Annotated in this window: 17 protein-coding genes and 2 pseudogenes; 1 reads left to right on the top strand and 18 read right to left on the bottom strand. The window is 44.4% G+C overall.

Annotation, left to right across the window (positions count from 1 at the left end; translation table 11 throughout):
- Positions 1 to 109 precede the first annotated feature (109 nt).
- The 18 genes and pseudogenes from ADG03_RS07950 to ADG03_RS08035 all read right to left on the bottom strand — a co-directional run bounded on the left by ADG03_RS07950 (position 110) and on the right by ADG03_RS08035 (position 17,445).
- Positions 110 to 1,162 (bottom strand): zinc-dependent alcohol dehydrogenase family protein, encoded by a 1,053-nt coding sequence (locus ADG03_RS07950; RefSeq protein WP_049472663.1) that lies wholly within the window; start codon positions 1,160 to 1,162, stop codon positions 110 to 112.
- 160 nt (positions 1,163 to 1,322) lie between these two features.
- Complete coding sequence (locus tag ADG03_RS07955; protein ID WP_003009394.1) at positions 1,323 to 1,646, bottom strand: hypothetical protein; 324 nt, start codon at positions 1,644 to 1,646, stop codon at positions 1,323 to 1,325.
- The gene (locus tag ADG03_RS07960; protein ID WP_049472664.1) at positions 1,646 to 1,951 is read right to left on the bottom strand and encodes a hypothetical protein; all 306 of its coding nucleotides are present in this window, start codon (positions 1,949 to 1,951) and stop codon (positions 1,646 to 1,648) included. Before ADG03_RS07960 ends, ADG03_RS07955 begins: the two co-directional genes overlap by 1 nt.
- Positions 1,952 to 1,964: 13 nt before the next feature.
- Positions 1,965 to 2,522 carry a hypothetical protein gene (locus tag ADG03_RS07965; RefSeq protein ID WP_009731983.1) on the bottom strand — a complete coding sequence of 186 codons (558 nt, stop codon included), beginning with the start codon at positions 2,520 to 2,522 and terminating at the stop codon, positions 1,965 to 1,967.
- A gap of 252 nt (positions 2,523 to 2,774) precedes the next feature.
- Positions 2,775 to 5,426 carry a bifunctional acetaldehyde-CoA/alcohol dehydrogenase gene (gene adhE, locus ADG03_RS07970; protein WP_049472665.1) on the bottom strand — a complete coding sequence of 884 codons (2,652 nt, stop codon included), beginning with the start codon at positions 5,424 to 5,426 and terminating at the stop codon, positions 2,775 to 2,777.
- Positions 5,427 to 5,829: 403 nt separating this feature from the next.
- Positions 5,830 to 7,632, bottom strand: coding sequence for an acyltransferase family protein (locus ADG03_RS07980; protein ID WP_049472667.1), 1,803 nt, complete (start codon positions 7,630 to 7,632; stop codon positions 5,830 to 5,832).
- Positions 7,622 to 8,026: an MORN repeat-containing protein gene (locus ADG03_RS07985; RefSeq protein WP_049472668.1), complete on the bottom strand. Its 405-nt coding sequence runs from the start codon at positions 8,024 to 8,026 to the stop codon at positions 7,622 to 7,624. Before ADG03_RS07985 ends, ADG03_RS07980 begins: the two co-directional genes overlap by 11 nt.
- Positions 8,027 to 8,054: 28 nt before the next feature.
- A complete protein-coding gene (locus ADG03_RS07990; RefSeq protein ID WP_049472669.1) occupies positions 8,055 to 8,480 on the bottom strand; it encodes a low molecular weight protein-tyrosine-phosphatase in 426 nt (141 codons plus the stop codon).
- A gap of 174 nt (positions 8,481 to 8,654) precedes the next feature.
- Positions 8,655 to 9,221, bottom strand: a complete 567-nt coding sequence (locus tag ADG03_RS07995) for a nucleotidyltransferase family protein (RefSeq protein ID WP_049472670.1) — start codon at positions 9,219 to 9,221, stop codon at positions 8,655 to 8,657.
- 6 nt (positions 9,222 to 9,227) lie between these two features.
- Positions 9,228 to 10,226: a Holliday junction branch migration DNA helicase RuvB gene (gene ruvB / locus ADG03_RS08000; RefSeq protein ID WP_021154208.1), complete on the bottom strand. Its 999-nt coding sequence runs from the start codon at positions 10,224 to 10,226 to the stop codon at positions 9,228 to 9,230.
- A 421-nt stretch (positions 10,227 to 10,647) separates the two neighbouring features.
- Positions 10,648 to 11,688 carry an aldose epimerase family protein gene (locus ADG03_RS08005; RefSeq protein ID WP_049472671.1) on the bottom strand — a complete coding sequence of 347 codons (1,041 nt, stop codon included), beginning with the start codon at positions 11,686 to 11,688 and terminating at the stop codon, positions 10,648 to 10,650.
- Between the two features lie 81 nt (positions 11,689 to 11,769).
- Positions 11,770 to 12,282, bottom strand: a pseudogene (locus ADG03_RS12010) (SIS domain-containing protein); the annotation flags it as partial.
- A 65-nt stretch (positions 12,283 to 12,347) separates the two neighbouring features.
- Positions 12,348 to 12,939: pseudogene (locus tag ADG03_RS12015) on the bottom strand (SIS domain-containing protein); the annotation flags it as partial.
- 83 nt (positions 12,940 to 13,022) lie between these two features.
- The gene (locus tag ADG03_RS08015; protein WP_003002366.1) at positions 13,023 to 13,427 is read right to left on the bottom strand and encodes a PTS sugar transporter subunit IIA; all 405 of its coding nucleotides are present in this window, start codon (positions 13,425 to 13,427) and stop codon (positions 13,023 to 13,025) included.
- An 11-nt stretch (positions 13,428 to 13,438) separates the two neighbouring features.
- On the bottom strand, positions 13,439 to 14,257 hold the full coding sequence (locus ADG03_RS08020) for a PTS system mannose/fructose/sorbose family transporter subunit IID (RefSeq protein WP_023920055.1): 819 nt from the start codon (positions 14,255 to 14,257) through the stop codon (positions 13,439 to 13,441).
- Positions 14,244 to 15,158, bottom strand: a complete 915-nt coding sequence (locus ADG03_RS08025; RefSeq protein ID WP_049472673.1) for a PTS mannose/fructose/sorbose/N-acetylgalactosamine transporter subunit IIC — start codon at positions 15,156 to 15,158, stop codon at positions 14,244 to 14,246. Before ADG03_RS08025 ends, ADG03_RS08020 begins: the two co-directional genes overlap by 14 nt.
- A 26-nt stretch (positions 15,159 to 15,184) precedes the next feature.
- Positions 15,185 to 15,661 (bottom strand): PTS sugar transporter subunit IIB, encoded by a 477-nt coding sequence (locus ADG03_RS08030; RefSeq protein WP_003009322.1) that lies wholly within the window; start codon positions 15,659 to 15,661, stop codon positions 15,185 to 15,187.
- Entirely contained in the window at positions 15,658 to 17,445 is a 1,788-nt protein-coding gene (locus tag ADG03_RS08035) for a glycoside hydrolase family 35 protein (protein WP_049472674.1), read from the bottom strand. Before ADG03_RS08035 ends, ADG03_RS08030 begins: the two co-directional genes overlap by 4 nt.
- Positions 17,446 to 17,577: 132 nt before the next feature.
- Between ADG03_RS08035 and ADG03_RS08040 the strand changes: the two genes are divergently transcribed.
- Positions 17,578 to 18,294: a GntR family transcriptional regulator gene (locus ADG03_RS08040; RefSeq protein ID WP_049472675.1), complete on the top strand. Its 717-nt coding sequence runs from the start codon at positions 17,578 to 17,580 to the stop codon at positions 18,292 to 18,294.
- Positions 18,295 to 18,466 lie beyond the last annotated feature (172 nt).

Raw genomic sequence — 18,466 nt, forward strand, 5'->3', positions numbered from 1 at the left:
AGACAACAAATTTATTTTGCAAGGAATCATTGGCTTTTGGGGGTTGAAAATAGGACCAGAATATCTCTGGTCCATCTAAAAAAACTATGAACAAAAATTAGTTGCCACTTCATTCACTGATGTCATTTTCGATAATGACCTTGAGCGCATGGTTTTCACCCGCATGTTTAAAGACATCATAGGCTTTTTCAACTTCTGAGAGTTTGAAGTGGTGGGTGATGAGCTTGGTCGCATCGATCTTACCTGATTTCAAGACATTGAGCAACATTTCAGTGGTATTGGCATTGACAAGACCAGTGTTGAGGGTAATGTTCTTGATCCACAAATCATCCAAATTGAAGCTAACCGGTTTTCCGTGGACACCGACATTGGCGATGTGTCCACCGACAGAGATGACGTTTTGGCAGACATCAAAGGTAGCAGGATAGCCCACACATTCCATGGAGATGTCGACACCGCGGCCATCGGTCACTTCATTGATAAAGGCTTTTATTTCAGCAATATCGCTGGAACAAATGGTATGAGTTGCCCCAAATTTCTTAGCCGCTTCAAGACGAGATTCAGACAAGTCCACCATGATAATCGTAGCTGGTGAGAAGAACTGCACAGTCAAGAGAGCTGCAAGACCGATCGGACCAGCTCCAACGATACAGACATTATCGCCTGGTTTTACATGAGATGGGAGGACCCCAATTTCATAAGAGGTTGGGAGAATATCTGAGAGCATGACCAAGGCTTCGTCATCCACAGTTTCAGGTGCATGATAAAGACTACCATCAGCATGTGGAATGTGGACATACTCTGCTTGGGTTCCGTTGATCAAGTGACCCAAAATCCAACCACCATCTTCACAGTGAGAAGGCAAACTACGTTTACAGTAGTAGCAGGTATTACAAGCTGTGACACAAGAGATGATGACCTTGTCGCCTACCTTGAAGTTATTCACTGCATCGCCGACTTCTTCGACGATCCCGATTCCTTCGTGGCCTAAAATCGTGCCTTCTTTACAAGCTGGCACATCTCCTCCTAGGATGTGAAGGTCTGTCCCACAGATGGTTGTCTTCAAGACACGCACAATGGCATCCGTTGGATTTTTGATCACTGGTTTTGGTTGATCCAGCAGTTGCAGATTGCCTGCAGATACATAAGTTGCAGCTTTCATAAGCGACTCCTTTTTTGTTGGTTTGATAAAACCATTTTATTTTCGTTTCTTTGTGAATATTATAACATACTAAGTAAGTGCTTGCAAGAATTTATGAGCACATTTTTAAAAGTTTTTGAGCAAACAAAAACATTCCTCTTATCTCTACCAGAGGAATGTTTCAATCACCTTGTTCTAATTGTTGACGCTGCTTATAGTACTCTTGCTGCTCGCGCTCACGCTCTTCTTCTAAACGCTCTTCATAGCGCTTGAGTTCTGCCTCAAACTCTTCTTGCAAGGCAAATAAACGCTCCAAGCCACTTTGGGCCTCCGCACTTGGGGCTTGAAAATGAAGGGCACTCAGCCAGTCCACTAAATTTTCTGTATGTTGGCGGACATCCATACGCATATCCGCATAATCCCACTCCAACTCGCTAAGCTTTTGATTGAAGCGGTAATGTCGATCTTCTAGTTGTTCTAATTCACTATTTCCTGAATGGTACATCACATACCTCCTTTAATCGGACTCAATAAAATCGGCTTCTTCACTGCTTTCAGTGCTGTTTCTACCGCGTCCGCTGCTCCTCCTGTAAATCCATCTTTCAAATCACTAACTAGGGTCGTTGTAGCAAAAGAACGCATCTTTTCGGATTGACCGCCCAAGGTTACCTGCAAACTCATCCCTTCCAACATCATCAAGGCTTTCTGCGTTGCAATCAAACTTCTGATCGCAATCCGCTCTTGCTCCTTTTTAATCTCTCGATGGAGCTCCTCAATTCGTTCTCTGTCCTCTCCCAGGATCTCTAACATCTTTTTCTCCTACTTATGAAAAATCAAAGGCCGTCGCTTGTCCCTTGTCCAAGTCCACCAATTGAGCTGATGCAGCCTCCAACTGACCTGCCAAATCTGACAAGCGAGTAGAGTAGGCCTTTGCTTGGGCAAGGTTTTCCGCCTCTACTGCTTGGTCCCAACAAGTATCCATGGAGAACTCTCCTAATAGTTGCTCCACTTCTGCATCTGTTAAAAATTGGGCCATGCTGTGGGCCATTTGTGACACCTCAGCGACCTTATGGGAAACCGTCTCCTTAGCCTCTTCCAGCTTATCCTTGACCTCTGCCTCAAAGACAGTTGCTTGCGCTGAAGCATTCTGCGCTACTGCCAGCACCAATTCCTCCCGCAATTGAATGGTCTGGGTCCCAGACGCGCTCGCTAGTTGCCGATGGAGGCTAGAAACGCTTGGCCTTTCCTGCCCATACATGGAGACCACCGAAGCAGATGATGGCTGATTTTCTGAAGTGGAAGTTTCCCGATCTCGTTGGGGCATTTCAATAATTTTCTGTGCCTGATCTTGTCTTCCTTGCACGTCACCTTCTAACTCCATTTGAGACGGCCTCCTTTCTTGGATTTGTTTTTTCGTTTCCTATAATTGAAAAAGGATCATAACCCTTCAGCTACAGGCAGATTCACACACTATAGGGTAACATAAAATAGCTCGGAATGCTATAAAAATAACACAATTTCTGAAAAAAGTTTAACTTTTTATGAAAAAAACGAGTTTTGGACCCAAATAGCAAAAATCCCCCACTCTTACGAGTGAGGGATAGCTGATAAACATCAGTTGTTCCTTGGCGTCTTATTTACGACGTCCTGGACGTTCCTTGTAACCATAGTAAGCATCTTCGATGATTTCTTGCATATGGTCTACCATTGGAAGACGTGGGTTGGCTGGTGAACATTGATCTTCGTAAGCAAGGAAGGCCAATTCACGAGAATGTTTCTTCCATTCTTTTTCATCGATGCCTTGTGCTTTGAAGTTCATTTCGATACCACAGCGTTCACCGAGTTCGTATACAGCTTTTGCGTAAGCTTCAACGGCTTCTTCTGGAGTAGAGCATGGAAGTCCTAGCATACGAGCGATATCTTGGTATTTTTCATCTGCACGGTAGTAGTTGTACTTAGGCCATGTAGCTGTCTTGGCTGGGCGTGTACCGTTGTAGCGGATAACGTATGGAAGCAAGATGGCATTGGTCCGTCCGTGGATGGTGTGGAATTGCGCACCGATCTTGTGGGCCATTGAGTGAGAAATACCGAGGAAGGCATTGGCGAAGGCCATACCTGCGATGGTTGACGCATTGTGCATCTTTTCGCGTGAATGGAAGTCCGCATTCTTGACTGAGCTTTCCAAGTTTTCAAAGACAAGTTTGATGGCTTGAAGAGCAAGACCATCTGTGAAGTCGCTAGCCATTTGTGATACATAAGCTTCTGTCGCGTGCGTCAAGACGTCCATACCAGTGTCTGCTGCAACAGATCCAGGAACTGTCAATACCAAGGCAGGGTCTACGATGGCAACTGTTGGAGTCAATGAGTAGTCTGCGATTGGGTATTTACGGTTGTTTGCTTTATCAGAGATAACGGCAAATGGAGTTACTTCAGATCCTGTACCAGATGTAGTTGGGATCGCGATGAATTTAGTTTTCTTACCAAGCAATGGGAATTTGAAGGCACGTTTACGGATATCCATGAATTTTTGTACAAGGTCACGGAAGTCCACTTCTGGTTGTTCATAGAAGAGCCACATTACTTTAGCCGCATCCATTGGAGATCCACCGCCGAGAGCGACGATAGTATCTGGTTTGAAGGCACGCATGATCTCTGTACCACGTTCAACAGTTGTGATATCTGGATCTGGTTCAACGTCTGCAAAGATTTGGTAAACTACCTTGTTGCGACGAAGGTCAAGCTGTTCGATGATACGATCAAGGAAACCAAGCTCTACCATAGCGTGGTCTGTAACGATCATGACACGTTCAACGTCACGACATTTTTGTAGGTATTCAATTGAATCACGTTCAAAGTATGTTTTTGAAGGAAGTTTCATCCATTGCATGTTATTTCTCCGGCGTCCGACTTTTTTGATATTCAAGAGGTTGATGGCACTAACGTTGTCCCCAACAGAGTTGCGTCCGTAAGAACCACATCCAAGTGTCAATGATGGCAAGAAGGCATTGTAAACATCCCCGATACCACCGAAAGTCGAAGGAGAGTTGCAGATCACACGAATGGCTTTAACTGCTTTACCAAATTCTTTGGTCAATTCTTCGTCTGCTGTATGGATAGCAGCTGAGTGACCAAGACCGTTGAATTCAACCATTTGGCGAGCTTTGTTAATTCCGTCTTCACGGCTTTCAGATTTCAAGACAGCGATGACTGGTGACAATTTTTCACGAGTCAAAGGCTCTTTTTCACCAACTTCTTTACATTCTGCCGCAAGGATATTGGTTCCTTCTGGAACTGAGAAGCCAGCTTGTTCTGCGATCCATGCTGCTGGTTTCCCAACGATGTCCGCATTCAATTTCGCACCCGCACAGTTCTTGCTGTTGGCTTTCACACCGAAGCAGAACTCTTCAAGAAGGGCTTTTTCTTTTTTGTTGACAAAGTAAGTGTGGTAAGATTTGAATTCTTCAACAAACTCATCGTAGATTTCTTTATCGATGATAACCGCTTGTTCAGATGCACAGACCATACCATTGTCAAATGATTTAGACATAACGATATCGTGTGCTGCTTGGCGGATGTTAGCTGATTTTTCAACATAGGCAGGAACGTTTCCGGCACCTACCCCAAGAGCTGGCTTCCCACATGAGTATGCCGCTTTAACCATGGCATTCCCACCAGTCGCAAGGATCGTAGCAACTCCTTCATGGTTCATAAGGGCACTGGTTGCTTCCATAGAAGGTTGGGTAATCCATTGCACACAGTTCTCAGGTGCTCCAGCTGCAATTGCCGCATCGCGTACGATTCGTGCCGCATGAGCAGATGATTCTTGAGCAGATGGGTGGAAGGCAAAGACGATAGGGTTCCGTGTCTTCAAGGAAATCAATGCTTTAAAGATTGCTGTTGAAGTAGGGTTTGTTGTAGGAGTGATCCCACAGACAACTCCGACTGGCTCCGCAATCAAAGTTAAACCAGTGACATCATCTTCTGAAATGACACCAACTGTCTTGGTGTGACGCATGTTGTTCACAACGTGTTCACAAGCGAATAAGTTCTTCGTCGCCTTGTCTTCAAAGACCCCACGACCAGTTTCTTCATAAGCATGAAGAGCGAGCTCACCGTGTGCGTCAAGAGCAGCTACAGATGCTTTCGCTACAATGTAGTCCACTTGCTCCTGGTTCAATTTGCGCATTTCTTCAAGCGCTACGAGCGCTTTTTGCACCAACTCGTCTACGTGTTTTTCAGCAGCGAGTTTCTTTTCTTCAGGTGAGAGAGTTTTTTTATCAGCCATTTGATGCTTTCCTCCAATGTTTGAAACCCTTATCCTTTTCTAGAACTTTTTTCATGTTTTCGGAAATTTTCAAGAATAGTGTAAGAAATTTCGATTTGTTAATTATTTCACAATATAATTGTACTCTATTTTGAGATTTTTGTAAACACTTCCAAGCAACTTTCACAAAGATTTTTTTGAAGTTTGTGAAAATTTTATCAATCCTATTGCTGTGAAAGTAACCATCTAGCAAAATTGTGAAAAAATAATTAAAAAATTTTTTTCATCACAAAGTGATATTTTCAATTGATTTATGTAAGCGTTTTCTTAATCTTACTAAAAAAAGCCGCTTTTTACAAGTAAAAAGTTGCTTTTTGTTTTATTTTGTTAGGATTTGTTTTGTTTCAGTTTCAGAGAAGCATTTTTACTTCTTGACCGGACCTTTTTCGGCCTTATCAAGGGCTTCTTTGACTGTTTGAGCATAGAGTTCCCCACCATTGGTTTCCATATTGAAGTGAACAGAGTCTGTTCCCACCCAAATATTTGGATTTTCAATTGCTACTTGGTACCAGTCCGCAATCGTGATAAAGTCGTATTTCTTGGCTAGTTCCAACTCATAAAGACGCGTTTGAACCGATTCACTGGACTGATCGTTGGCATAGCGACCATCATATGGTGTCACAAGGATCAAGCGACGGCCTTTTGGAAGTTTCTCAACATACTGATCCAGCAATTCTTTGTAGTTGCTTACAGTATTGGTTCCTAGGGCAATGACCACATTTTTTAGGAGAACTTTATTGGAGATATCGGTTTCAAAGACCTTCATTCCATTTTCCAACTGACGGCTCACCACTGCATCAATCTGGATGCCCGGGATCGCTTTGGTTAGATAGTCCTGCGCTCGCAAGTTAACCGAATCCCCGATCATGGTCACACCATTTGAGACGTTATAGTCTGTTGCAGTCGCATTGTCCACCTGCGTCCGTGTGACCTGCATTTTGCTGTCTGCTTGATTGAGCCCACTCACTACCAAGCTCTCATCAAAAGCTCCAACGGTTGGTGCAAAGGCGGAGATTCCAACCATCAAGAGAGCCAATGGAATCATGAGGTAAAAGATCGGCTTGGTCAAAAAGCTAAGATCCATCTTCATACCAAAGACACGAGGCTCCTTGCCTGCAATAGTTGGCTCCAAAATATAGAAGGAAAGAGCCGTTAGAATCAAGGAAACAATCGTCGTCACAAGGGCTGCCATCATATTTCCCAAGTGTTGAGAGAAGATGATAAAGAAAGGCCAGTGGAAAAGATAAACGCCATAACTGGTATCTGCCAAGAAATTGAGGATGGCTGGTTCCTTTTTATCTGGTGTCTTTTCATGGAGAATACGGGCCGACAGAATCATGGCACAAGCTGCGATGGTTGCCGCTAAAAAGCCAAACAGATAGGTCCACAAGCTATCAAATGGCAAGAAAAGACTGAGCACAAACAAGAAGGCAAAGCTTCCACCCAAGACTGACAAGGTCTTTTTCATACTCCAAGACTGCACCAATTTTGTAAAGTTCGGGCTGACATTGGCAATCCCTGTCACCGTTGCTAGACACGATCCCGCAAAGAAGGGGAAGATATGAGTGAAGCTAGAAAAATAGATGGTGGAGAAATTAGCTGTCAGAAAGGCGCGGATGAACATAGACAAGAAGGTAAAGAGAAAGAGCCCGCTGGATGCTAAGAAGAGCATGCCTCGGTACTTTCCAACCGTCTTAGCCCGCTTAGCCAAGAACCATGCCAAAAGTGCCCAGAGCACATAGTAATGCACTTCTAGGGCCAAACTCCAGGTATGAAGGAAGAGATGCGGAATGAAGTTGCTTTCGTAACTACCACCCGTTGCCATCTCAAAGAAATTGGTCACAAAACCGAAGACCGCCGCAATCTGAGTCCCAATACCAGCCACGTAGTCCCGTTGGACCATAAAGGTAAAGGGCATCACGACCAAGACCATAAAGACAAGGGGTGGTACGATCCGGTAAAAGCGCCGTTTCAAGAATGCCAGGTAGTCGATTCCTTGCTTGCGCGCAAATTCATCGATCAAGAGCGCTGTAATCAAAAATCCTGAGAAGGTGAAGAAAATATCTACCCCAATGAAGCCTCCAGGAAAGGCTTTTTGGAAGAAATGGTAAAGCAATACCAATAAGAGTCCTGTAACACGGACTAGTGAAAACCATTTAATGCGCATTTTGATAAATCCCCTGCTTGAATGTTCCTTTGTATACGACGTTGGCTTCTGTTGTTAAGGTTCCTTTGCCCTCCGGCTGGCCATTGACAAACTGTCCCTCATAGGTCCATCCATCCTTGGACTTAAACTTACCATAACCACTAAAGGAGCCATTGACGAGGTTGCCTGTATAGGTATCCCCGTTTTTGAAGGTGACAGTTCCCTTGCCATTCATCTTGCCACGGACCAGACTTCCGTCATAACGGATCGCCCCCTTGTCCAAGGTCAAGACGCCCTTACCTGGAATGGCTGAAAGGAAAACCAGCAAAGCAGATAGAATAATCACGACTAATGCTGCTATTTCTAAATTTTTTCTTGTCAGATAGACCTTATAAGTCTCATAAAATTCTTTCATATTCTGTATTCTCTCACATATCAAACTCTTAGGAAGTGGCTAGCTGATCCAACCAAGCCTTACAGCCAGTCAGGACTCTGGAATAGGTCTCCTCAAAATCACCGGTATACCACGGATCTGGCACACTTTCAGCAGCAAAAAGATGAATCTTGTGTTCTGTTCCTGCAGGAGCCATTTGCTTCAGATCTGCTACATTGTTTTCGTCCATCCCTAGGATCAAATCAAAGTTGTAAAAATCCTCTTCCTTGATCTGTAAGGACGTCTTGGCTGGATCATATGGGACCTGGTGTTGTTGAAAGATTTTCTGGGTTCCCCGATGGATGGGATTGCCATGTTCCCAGCTCGAGGTGGCCCGACTTTCAATCTCATACTGATCCGTCAAGTCCTTCATGACAAACTCCGCCATGGGGCTCCGACAAATATTTCCTAAGCAGACAAAGACGATTTTTTTCATGATTCCACCTAACTCCTTGTTCGGACTGCCCAACCTAGCTGAGCCCTTCGCTTTCCACTATGGAAAACCAGCATACTATTACTATTATAACAAAAATGTGACAGAAAGATGACAAAGGGGCTCCATCATTTTAAAGAAAAATCAGATTCCTTTTTTCAAATCTGATCTGTTTCTCTATTTTGGAAAACGAACCTCTAATGGAGGCCATTTACTCTGCCAATTTTTCTTTTTCATCCGCTCTGTATAAACCGCTAAACGCTCTGGACTGGCTAAAAAATGCGGAGTCGGCTGAACGATGAAGTCTTCGATATCCTTTGTCCCATAAGGGAGAAAGAGCTCTAGCTGATCCTCTTTCCTTAAGCGAACTGCAAGTGCCGTACACTGCTCGGGGTATTTGGAAACCGCATCACAGGCACTGCGATATGGAGCTGTCCCCGGGCTATGCTGGTGCATGTAGACTTGATTTTTCACTTCCCAAGCGTACTGGGGATAGGTCTTCTTTAATTCCTGCTCGATCTGCAGAGTCTCCTCATAACTGATCGTAGGGTCATAAAAGACCAGATCCAGATCTGTCGTCGCATCAAACCCTGGTCTGCCAGAAAGCTGGTTCCAGACGAAATTGCGCACCGCGCCCGCTGCTAACCAGGCATCTGCCAAGTCTAGATCTCGAATAATGGCCAAGACAGTCATCATCTCCGGATCCGCTTGGATCTGTTCTACTATTGTTTCTTCCGTCAGCATCTTCTTCTAGTCTCCATTGTAGGGGTAACCCAGGTGTTCATAGGCCTTGCGGGTCGCCACGCGCCCTGTCCGGGTCCGCATGATAAAGCCTTTTTGAATCAAGTAAGGCTCATACATATCTTCTACAGTCTCGCGTTCTTCAGCAATATTGACCGATAGGGTCCCAAGACCAACCGGCCCACCCCCATACATCTCAATCATGGTACGCAGGATCTTTTGATCGACATAGTCCAGTCCTTCATGGTCCACATCCAGCATAGAGAGGGCCTTGTCTGTAATGGTGTCGTCAATCAAGCCGTCGCCCATAATCTGAGCAAAATCGCGCACCCGTTTGAGCAAACGGTTGGCAATCCGAGGGGTCCCCCGACTACGAAGAGAAAGCTCTTCGGCAGCTTCGTGGGTAATCTCCATCTCAAAGATCTCGGCGGTCCGCTCGACAATCTCTGTCAGATCATCCTGCTCATAGTATTCCATGTGTCCGGTAATCCCAAAGCGAGCGCGCAAGGGATTGGACAGCATACCAGCTCGCGTTGTCGCCCCAATCAAAGTGAAAGGAGGAAGGTCCAGATGGACACTCCGGCTGCTCTCACCAGCGCCAATCATAATGTCGATATAAAAATCTTCCATGGCGCTGTAAAGCACTTCCTCGACTGACATAGGCAGACGGTGAATCTCATCGATAAAGAGAACATCGCCCGGCTCTAGATCATTGAGGATAGCTACCAGGTCACCAGCCTTTTCAATGACAGGACCAGAAGTCTGCTTGAGATTGACGCCCAGTTCATTAGCAATGACAAAAGCCATGGTGGTTTTCCCAAGCCCCGGAGGGCCAAAAAGAAGGACATGATCCAGCGCTTCATCCCGAAGCTTAGCCGCCTCAATAAAGATTTTCAGCTGGTCCTTGACCTTATCTTGACCAATATATTCATGTAAATATTGCGGGCGCAACGTCCGTTCAACGGCCTCTTCATCGCCCATGATTTCATTGTCTAAAATTCTACTCATACAGTCTATTATAGCAAAAAATGATACCTTCGGTACCATAAATAGAATGTGTTTTTTAAAGATCGTAGTTCTCACTAGCGTTCGAACTGCGTCAACATACCTAAACTCACTAACGTTTGCTAAGAAATAAGGAACGTAGTTTTCACTCCGCTCAAACTGCATCAATGTACCTAAGCTCACTAACGTTCGCTAAGGTACATAGAAAAAAAAGCCACCGGTTTTGGTGGCTCTTATAGGGAGATTATTATGAAAAAGTTTTAGGAGTTTTATCATTCAAAGTTAGGAGGTCTTTGATGATGGTATTAGTATACGATAGGAAGCTTAAACTTTCCTTATAGTTTTTCTAAAAAATCTTTTTCGAGAAAAAGAGGAGGTCCCAAGCAAGGATTTCACATCCTTGTTTGGGTCACCCCTTTCCTCCTTATTTCTTAGCGATGGCATGGTAGCTAGTCTTGCTGGTGAAGACTTGACCTGCCCTCAAGATGACCTTTTCAGCTTGGTCACTGTGAATGGCGTCTGGCACTGTTTGAAATTCTAGAGCCAAGCCATTGTGCTGAACCATTGGTTGCCCTTGCAGATGAACAGTTTCGTCTACGAAATTCGCTGAATATACCACCAAGGCTGGGGCTTCTGACCTGAAGGTCAAGAAACGTCCAGATGGCTGATGGTAAAGAAAGCCAGCATTTTCATGCCCTTCTGGAAGAGCAAATGGATGGTCTAATCCTTCTACCAGACGGATTTGCGGATCAGAGTCCTTAAAAAGATCCTCCAAGAGCATAGCTTGGTAAAGATGCTGAACAACCGGACTTTCTCTATCCACGGTCTGAAGAGGAACACCGTCTGGATGGATAGGGTAAAGCCCTTGATGGTTGATCTGAAAGACATGGTCATTGATCGGCTGGGTGAAGTTTCCAGATAGGTTGAAATAGCTGTGGTTGGTCGGGTTGACCAAGCTGTCTTGATCTGTCTCTACCCGATAAGCAATCTCAAGTTCACCATCTTCCGTCAAACCATAGGTTACCCAGACCTTGAGATTTCCAGGGAAACCACCGGTTCCATCTGCACGCTCTGTGTACAGGGTGATTTCCTGATCCGTTACCGACTCCACGCTAAACAAAGCGCTGTCCCAACCCGTTGTTCCACTGTGGTTACAGTTGGCACCGTTATTGGCTTCCAAGTAATAGCTTTGACCATTAAGCTCAAAGCTGGCCCCTGCAATCCGGCCTGCTACCGGACCAATACTAGCTCCATATTTAGGGCTATTGCCCACATAGTCCTCAAAGCGATCAAAACCTAGAATAATATTCGTAAACCGATCTTCTTTATCTGGCGTCACATATTCTAAGATCGTCGCCCCATAGGTCATGACAGATAATTGGTAGCCCTTATCATTTTCGAGGCGATAAGCCCGAACCTCTTGATTCTGCCATTCCCCAAACACGCTTTCTTGATACTGTTTCACAAACCTTCTCCTCTCACTGTTTTTCTCCATTGTATCAGTTTCACAAGAAGAAACACTCCACTTTTTATAGAAAATTAGTGGCTATTCTTTATGAAATGGATGAATGATCACCCCTTGAACAACCCGATTGACGGTACCAGTTGGTGAAGGCGTATCTGGGCGATTTTGCACCTTGAGCGAAGTCAAGAGAGAAATCAATTGACCATAGATAATGTATGGGAAGGCACGGTAGATATCTAGTGAGTCTGCTGATGCTTCCACCAACACTTCCCGTACATGCTCGATCCCTGCAACTTGATCCGTCAAGAGGACAACTTGACGGGCAATTTGATCTCCTGCAACTTCACGAACCAAGTCCAGATCATACTGACGGGTATAAGAATCAATGGATCCAAAGACCAAGACAAGGGTCTGATCATTGATGAGGGATTTTGGACCGTGACGGAAGCCGACAGGACTCTCATACATGGTTGCGATTTTGCCTGCTGTTAATTCCAAAATCTTGAGCTGGGCTTCATGGGCTAGGCCAAAGAAAGGTCCTGCTCCCAGATAGATCACGCGCTCAAAATCTAGATCGACCACTTCTTTGACCTCACGGTCCTGCTCCAAGATTTGCTCTGACAGGTGAATCAGCTCTGCTACTCGTTTTTCCTTGATCTCTTCCTCGCTTGGATCAAAGACCAAGAGAGCTGTCAAAAGCATAGAGGTAAAGCTAGAGGTCATGGCAAAGCCGGCATCATTGGTTTCTTTAGGTTGGAGAAGCAAGAGATTGCGCTCATCTCCGTGGGCTTGCTGGGCCAGTTTTCCTTCTTCGGCACAGGTAATGGTGATCTGATAAAGTTCATCGACCAAGCCTTGGGCCAACTGCACGGTTGCGACACTTTCTGGCGAATTGCCACTCCGGGCAAAAGATACTAAAACCGTCGGAACCTCTTTTTTCAAATAGGTTTGAGGATGAGCTACGATATCCGTCGTCGCAATGGATTGAAAATTCCAGTGGCGTTCATCGTGCACTTCCTGCAAGTAAGGAACCAAGGTATCCCCCACATATGCTGAGGTTCCTGCCCCTGTCAAGATGACCTTGATATAGTCATGCTCTTGCCCAATCTTTTCTAAGAAAGCTTTGATTTCCGCTTTTCTTTCTTGGTACAAGCGAGCCGTTTCTTTCCAAACCCTTGGTTGTTGGTAAATCTCACGAGTGGTGATCTCTGCTCCTAGCTCCTGCAAGTCTTCTTTTGTATAGTCTAACATAGAACCTGTTGTTCCTTTCTACAATCTAACGTTGATAAATGGGAAAGGAGCCTGAGATGATGCTCCCAGACTCCCATACCAACCTACTCATCTTCATCATCATCAAGGTTTGACAAGAGGTCATTGACCTTGACAATACTTTCTTTTGCACGTTCAGGGTAGTCCCCTTCATTACCAGTCAGGCTACTATTGATGAATTCGATAACCATCGGAAGATTCATCCCTGCGTATAAGTCAATCGCACGTCCTTCAAGGATCAAGCGGCTCACGGTGTTGCAAGGAGTTCCTCCCAAGAGATCGGCAAATACAATATAGTCTTCTAGACCTTGGACTGTTGCTTCGAATTTAGCAGTAAAGTCTTCTGGTCCTTCTTCTGGTAAGAGTGCAACCGTATGGATGGATTCTTGTGGTCCCATAATCATCTCTGTGCTCGCTTTGAGCTCTTCACAAAAGCGACCATGGCTGACCAATACTAACTCTTTTGCCATACCTTACTCCATTATGCCATTCCAAAGAAGAAGTGGCCAAATGCTGAGAATGCGATTGCTGCAAGGATGATGAGCAAGATAGCTTTTGTAGAGTTCATACCCTTACGTCCAAGCAACCAGTAGATTACACCTGTGATGATAGCTGGTACCAAACGTGGGAAGATAAGGTTGAGCATATCTTGAATTTCAATCGCTTTGTCCCCAATGTGTGGAGTCCAAGAAACTTCAACACCAATCATGCTGGCAATCAAGGCACCAACCATGAAGATACCCAGAACGGCAGCTGCGTCGATCAAAGCTGTCAAGGTACTTTGCATGTTGTTGATGAGGTTAACTCCTTCTTTATAGGCAAATTCCAACTGTTTCCAACGGAAAATGTCATAAGCAACTGCCACAGCGATCCACAAGAAGATACCGGCTGGGTTTCCTGCAATAGCCAAAGTTGCTGCGATTGAACCCATAATAGCTGGTACCAATGATCCAAAGATTGAGTCCCCAAGAGGAGCGAATGGTCCCATGAGACCTGTCTTGATCCCGTTCACCGCATCTTTTGATTTGACACCATCTTTTTCTTCCAAAGCAAGGTCAAAACCAGTGATAATGGTGTGGAAGAATGGTGAAGTATTGAAGAATTGCGTATGCAATTTCATCATTTCTTTCAATTCTGGAGTGCCATCACCATACATTTTACGCAACTGAGGTAAAAGCATATAAAGGTAACCAGAAGCCTGCATCCGTTCGTAGTTCCAACCCAATTGGAAGGTGAAGAGGCTACGTTTGTTGATTTGTTTAAAATCTTCTTTTGTTAGTTTGTAATTAGAATTCGTCATCTTCAATTTCCCCGCTTTCTACATTGCTTGCTGGAGCAGCTACGACTGTACGTTGACTGTTTTTGAAGTGTTGTACTGCAAGGAAGATACCGATAATGGCAATACCAATCATAGATACACTCTTGAAGTTGTTAACAAAAGTAATAGCTTGTTCTTTTGGAAGTTTAGCGAACACATCAGAACCAACAATGCTAGACACTGCAGCACCAAGGCTTTGAACATTACTGTAAAGCACTGTCAACATTGCTGTCAAGCCAAAGCCAAGTGCTAAGTAGTGAAGGTTACGACGAACAGGAAGGTAACGAAGCAAGATCGCAAATCCAAGACCTGGAAGCATTTGACCTGCGAGTTTCAAACCGTTTGCCAACCATTGTACATTAGCAAGACCTGTAACAACAGTTTCTACAAAAGTTCCACCAAAAGCAAGAGCGAAGAAAACTGGGAGAGCTCGAGAAAGAGCCCAAGGAATAGCACCAAGAAGGTAGTTGCGTTCAATTCCTTTATAGTCGTAACGTTCGATCGCAGCATCTACACGATGAGCGAAGTAAGTTGTAGTCATACGACCAAGAATATCAAAGTAGGTCAACAAAGTTGCTACCGGCACAGCGATTGTAGCAATAGCAATCTCTGGATCAATCCCTTTTGCTACTGAAAAGGCAGTTGCAAGAACGGCACCAGAAGTGGCGTCAATACGAGAAGCTCCACCGAAAGTACCAACACCGAGCACTGTCAATTGGAGAGAAGCTCCGATAAATAGACCTGTCTTTAAATCTCCCATGACAAGTCCTGTAATGAAACCAGCAAAGACTGGTGATCCTGCTGATGAAACAATCGTCAACTCATCACAGATTTGATAAGCTGAGTACAAAGTAAGTAGTAAAATTTGCCACCATTGTATCATGACAATTTCCTCCTAAAAATTTTCTTTTACTTTAATAACTTCATAAAGTCTTCTGCAGTGTCGTTTGGCACCATCTGAGACGTAATCTTTACACCTTTTTCGTGGATCTTGTTGAAATCTTCCACGTCCGCGTCCACCACATTGATCGAGCGGGTAATCGCACGTGTCTCATCAGATTGAGACATATTGCCGACATTCAGCGTTTCAAGCTGAACGCCTGCTTCGATCAAACGAAGGAAACGATCAGGTTTGCGAGCTACGATAAAGAGTCGTTGGCTATCATATTTTCCAGCCAAGATATTTTCCGCAGCCTTTGCGACTGGCAAGATACTGAGCTTAACACCCGGCGGTGTCGCTAGTTTCAAGCCACTTTTTTCGATATCATTTTGAGCGACTTCATCATCGATCACCATGATACGTGAAACATTTAGTTTGGTAGTCCAAAGATTGGCTACCTGCCCGTGGATCAAACGTCCATCAATACGGCATCCTACAATAGTCATAAGTTTTCCCCCTTTACTTCTTTGAATGTAGGTTGTTGAACAAGTTGAAGTGTCTCTTGGTAACGCCCTTCTGTCTCAAAGACGATCAGGCTATTGGCTCCTTCTTTGAGGAAACCATGAGGCACATAAAGTGAAGTGGTCGGTCCGACCTCCCAGAAGCGACCAAGGTTATGGCCGTTGACAAAGACGACCCCTTTCCCAAATCCTGTCATATCCAGATAAGTGTCAAGGTTGTGGTCCAGCTGAAAATCATATCGGTAAAAGGCTGGAGCACCTGCCTGCCATTCCTTTGAAAAATCGAGCTGACTGAGATCTTGTAAATCCAGTGGGTACTGCTTCCAATGAAGGTGGAAGTGCAAATCCACACAGACACCTGTGCGAATGCCCTTGTGCTGGCTATCAGCTAAGAGCTTGTGACCATAGTTGACACGGCCCATATTCTCAAGCAAGATTTTTAAATTCGTAACCGCTTTCTTTTTTCCTTTGATAAAAAGATCTTCACCGATCTCTGTTTGGTATTGTGTTGCTACATGTTGATCATCCAGGTAAATTTGTACCCGATCCCGACCATCAATGATGCGCAATTTTTCTTCTTCCGCATCCAACTCAAGGTCTGTCTCATATAGGAGATAACCTGTGGTTTGCCCCAACTCTTCCATCTTTTCGGGATAAAGGCTGGTCTCAACCTGAGCCAAATTGTCCAGATTTCCAAAAAGACTAGTCTTGGCTGCCAATTGCAAGGTTTGTTCTGGCAAACACTCTTTGATGAGCGGTTCTTGCTGTGGGTATTCCGGATAATAGGTCGCCATCATTTTTTGAATAGCATAATACTTCTCCGTCGGATTGCCCTGCTCATTGAGCAAAGCCCCATAGTCATAGGACGTCACCTGTGGCAAGTCTAGCGTTCCCCGAGCTGAGCAACCATTCATGAAGCCAAAATTGGTCCCGCCATGAAACATATAGAGATTGATGGAGCCGAGCTCCAAGACCTCATGGACAGCTTCTGCCAACTCCTCTGGGTCCCTTTGAATCACAGGTTCCTTCCAGCGGGTAAACCAGCCATCCCAGAATTCCATACACATCAATGGCCATTTCTTGCCGTATTCGTCAAAGAATTCTTGCATCTGACCAAAGTTATAGGCTGCTTTGGAACCGAAGTTTCCCGTCACGAAGAGGTCTTCTTCGATCAAGGTTCCTGTTCTTAGCGTTGCTCGCCATGGCCCATCTGATGTAAAGAGGGGACAGGTCACGCCTTTTTCCTTCATCAAATCCCGAATGGCACGAAGATAATCCTTATCCTCTCCATAAGAGCCGTACTCATTTTCCACCTGCATCATGAGGATTGGACCACCCTGATCCACTTGGTAGGGTGTCAACAAGCCAAGCAAGCGATCATAATAACGATCCACTGATTCGATAAAGGCTGGGTCAGATGAGCGGATTCGCAGGTCTTCTTCTAAGAGCCAGGCTGGTAATCCACCAAATTCCCACTCTGCACAGATAAAGGGCGACGGCCTTACAATCATGTAAAGTCCTAGGGACTGGGCTGTTTGAATGAAACGCTCTAAATCCAATCGACCACTAAAGTCAAACTGTCCTTTGCGGGGTTCATGCGCATTCCAAGGGACATAGGTCTCAACCGTGTTAAAACCTAAAGCCTTTAGATTATACAAGGAATGATACCAGTCTGCTGGGTCAATTCGGAAATAATGGATCGCTCCGGATAAAATCTTGAAGGGTTGATCTTTTAAATAGAAAGCATCGCGAATCTCAAAAACTCCCATAAACGCCCCCCTTTCTTATATGTAACCCTTTTCATTTATTAATATAATAAATTATTTAAAAAATGTCAACACTTTTATAAAAAATATGTTAAAATAGGGTTAAATAAGAGAAATCTAAAGAGAGGTAGCACTATGGCAATTCCAAAGTACCAACACATCAAAGATGAATTGAAGCAGCAAATTATCTCCGGAAAATTTGAAAATGGAGATAAATTTTATACTGAAGCTGAACTCATTAAAATTTATGATGTCAGCTCTATCACCGTTGTCCGTGCTTTGAACGACCTCGCTGCTGATGGCTACATTGTCCGTCAGCAAGGAAAAGGAACCTTTGTTTCTCGTGCTCGAAAACACAAACTGGTTGAATTTTCAGATGTTGAGACCTTCCCCATCCAAAAGGCCAAAGTCAAAGTTCTCTCTATTAAACGTGGAAATACCTTAAGCATCCTAGACAAACTAGGCCTCAACCCAACGCAATTCTACTATAAGATCGAACGGACTCGCCAGACAGGGGATGATACCTATATCTTCCACCAAACCTATGTTCCTGAACAATACATCAATCCAAACTATCCAAATTTGGAATACTACAGCTCTATCTATGATCGCTTCAAAGAAGACTACCACATTCATATGAATGACGAGCACTTCGAAGAAGTCAACGAAATCGTCTTTCCTACACCAAGCAAGGTTGCTAAAGTATTGAAGATCGATGAAAATTTCCCAACAGTCAAACAAGTGAAGACGACCAAGCTAGAAGCGACTGGCCAAATCCTTGAATACACGGAAACCTATAAACGCGGTGACTACTACAAGATCAAGTTCATCTCCTGTGACCGCGATCACTAAGAACCAAAAAGACTGAGACATCTCGGTCTTTTTTATAGCTCCAGTATAGCATGTTGAAAACGATTTCTAAAGACCACTTTAAAAATATATATAATTAGTGATAGTTTAGCTATAAAAAGTTTAAAAAGAGAGTGGGACAGAAATCGGTAATTCGTTAGAATTCGATTTCGTC

It is taken from the genome of Streptococcus parasanguinis (assembly GCF_001069785.1).
Lineage (GTDB): Bacteria > Bacillota > Bacilli > Lactobacillales > Streptococcaceae > Streptococcus > Streptococcus parasanguinis_T.

Bases quoted from the DNA above. Each gene is read 5' to 3' on its own strand.
- ADG03_RS07950 (WP_049472663.1), bottom strand. From the start codon at position 1,162: ATGAAAGCTGCAACTTATGTATCTGCAGGCAATCTGCAACTGCTGGAT.
- ADG03_RS07955 (WP_003009394.1), bottom strand. From the start codon at position 1,646: ATGTACCATTCAGGAAATAGTGAATTAGAACAACTAGAAGATCGACAT.
- ADG03_RS07960 (WP_049472664.1), bottom strand. From the start codon at position 1,951: ATGTTAGAGATCCTGGGAGAGGACAGAGAACGAATTGAGGAGCTCCAT.
- ADG03_RS07965 (WP_009731983.1), bottom strand. From the start codon at position 2,522: ATGGAGTTAGAAGGTGACGTGCAAGGAAGACAAGATCAGGCACAGAAA.
- adhE (WP_049472665.1), bottom strand. From the start codon at position 5,426: ATGGCTGATAAAAAAACTCTCTCACCTGAAGAAAAGAAACTCGCTGCT.
- ADG03_RS07980 (WP_049472667.1), bottom strand. From the start codon at position 7,632: ATGCGCATTAAATGGTTTTCACTAGTCCGTGTTACAGGACTCTTATTG.
- ADG03_RS07985 (WP_049472668.1), bottom strand. From the start codon at position 8,026: ATGAAAGAATTTTATGAGACTTATAAGGTCTATCTGACAAGAAAAAAT.
- ADG03_RS07990 (WP_049472669.1), bottom strand. From the start codon at position 8,480: ATGAAAAAAATCGTCTTTGTCTGCTTAGGAAATATTTGTCGGAGCCCC.
- ADG03_RS07995 (WP_049472670.1), bottom strand. From the start codon at position 9,221: ATGCTGACGGAAGAAACAATAGTAGAACAGATCCAAGCGGATCCGGAG.
- ruvB (WP_021154208.1), bottom strand. From the start codon at position 10,226: ATGAGTAGAATTTTAGACAATGAAATCATGGGCGATGAAGAGGCCGTT.
- ADG03_RS08015 (WP_003002366.1), bottom strand. From the start codon at position 13,427: ATGGCAAAAGAGTTAGTATTGGTCAGCCATGGTCGCTTTTGTGAAGAG.
- ADG03_RS08020 (WP_023920055.1), bottom strand. From the start codon at position 14,257: ATGACGAATTCTAATTACAAACTAACAAAAGAAGATTTTAAACAAATC.
- ADG03_RS08025 (WP_049472673.1), bottom strand. From the start codon at position 15,158: ATGATACAATGGTGGCAAATTTTACTACTTACTTTGTACTCAGCTTAT.
- ADG03_RS08030 (WP_003009322.1), bottom strand. From the start codon at position 15,661: ATGACTATTGTAGGATGCCGTATTGATGGACGTTTGATCCACGGGCAG.
- ADG03_RS08035 (WP_049472674.1), bottom strand. From the start codon at position 17,445: ATGGGAGTTTTTGAGATTCGCGATGCTTTCTATTTAAAAGATCAACCC.
- ADG03_RS08040 (WP_049472675.1), top strand. From the start codon at position 17,578: ATGGCAATTCCAAAGTACCAACACATCAAAGATGAATTGAAGCAGCAA.